Source organism: Phaeodactylibacter xiamenensis, assembly GCF_000759025.1.
GTDB lineage: Bacteria > Bacteroidota > Bacteroidia > Chitinophagales > Saprospiraceae > Phaeodactylibacter > Phaeodactylibacter xiamenensis.
In genome coordinates this window covers 1-1,619 of sequence record NZ_JPOS01000146.1, presented here as the reverse complement: position 1 = coordinate 1,619, position 1,619 = coordinate 1, and the positions used below count along the sequence as shown (strand labels likewise).

The window sequence follows — 1,619 nt, the reverse complement described above, 5'->3', positions numbered from 1 at the left end:
GGATTAAATATCGTATTTTATTTTAACTTTGTCTAAAGCGGCTGAATGTTTACGAATTAAGTAGGTATGTTGCAGAAGCTTTAGTTGCATTTGCAAATGCAGATGGAGGTGCCATTTTAATAGGTGTTGAAGATGACGGTACTATATCCGGTTTACCTAATAACCCAGAAAAATATGAAGCGATTGCTGAACAATATAGAGATCTAATTATCGATCATGAATATTTACCAATCGAATTAAGTACTAGGTTGATTTTAGAGGAAGATGTTTCAATTTTGTATTTTCAGGTGAGTAAAGCAACTAATAAAATATTTCAATTATCAGATGGAAGGTGTGTTATTAGGAAAGATAAACAAACTGTTCCTGTATCATTTGACCAAATTAGTTTTGAGAGGCAAGAAATCATTTCTAGGGAATATGATCGAGTTTTTGTCGACGGTGCTACCGTAGATGATTTAGATTTAAGCCTAATTAAGTCTATGTCAAATGAGTATCTGCCTGGATTGTCCGCCGAATATTATTTGCAACAAATTGGTTTGGCAGAATTTGAAGCCGTAGAATTAAGGTTTAAAAGGGCAGCACTATTATTGTTCGCAAAAAATATAAATAAATGGCATCCAAGGTGTCAAATCAGAATAATTGAAGTTAACGGTATCGTTTTAAAGAGTGGTAGAGAATATAACGTAAAGAATGATGAAACGATTTCTGGAAATATTTTTGAGCTTTTATCTGCAGGATGGAACAGAATTAAGCCTTATTTGGCATATAAAACTGAATTCGGGGAGAACGCTGTTTTTGAGCAAAAATTTTCTTATCCAGAAGAAGCAATTAGAGAAGCTATAGTAAATGCCATTACACATCGAGACTATTCACTAAATAACGGGATCGAGTTCTATATCTATAGTAATAGAATCGAACTAGTTAGCCCTGGAAGGCTTTTATCGACAATTAGTATAGAGTCATTGAGAAATCAAGAGGGCAACCATGAATCAAGAAACAGCAACATTGCGAATACGCTTCGAGAGCATAAAATTGTGAGGGAATTAGGAGAAGGGATGAGGAGAATTTACGAAGTTCTTATGCAAAATGAAATGGATTTGCCTATTCTAGAAGAAACAAGGAATTCATTTAAAATTACTTTTAATAATTCCTCTATTTATACAGATAAAGAGCTTACCTATTTAAAATTATTTGACTCTTTTGATTTAAGTAATAATCAGAAAAAAATAGTTTTATTAGGAATGAAAAATAAAGAGATCAGCCCAAATGACATTTATTCTGCAATGAATACGAATGATAGAAATACGTATGATAGGGAGGTGACTGTATTGAGGAATAATAAAATACTTAAGTCAGTAAGAACTAATCAAGAAGCTACAAATTTAGCTCGGAAAAATAGAATCGCAAAGAATAAAATTGGTCGATTCAAAATAGCTATACCTAAAAACTAATTCACACAACAATGGCTAGCCGACAATACTCCGCTGTCGCTCCGTACTGCGGCTAGCCTGGTCGTTCACAGACAATCGCGCAACAGAAAACAGTATCTATAAGAATTTGAAAAAAGGATTCTCCCCGCCTAAAAAATGGTAAATGCCTGATTATCAATATTCAGAAAA

At 33.4% G+C, this 1,619-nt stretch carries 1 protein-coding gene; it reads left to right on the top strand.

From position 1 onward, the window contains the following. The first annotated feature begins 41 nt into the window (after positions 1 to 41). Positions 42 to 1,451 carry an ATP-binding protein gene (locus IX84_RS30420; protein ID WP_262501681.1) on the top strand — a complete coding sequence of 470 codons (1,410 nt, stop codon included), beginning with the start codon at positions 42 to 44 and terminating at the stop codon, positions 1,449 to 1,451. The last annotated feature ends 168 nt before the right edge of the window (positions 1,452 to 1,619 follow it).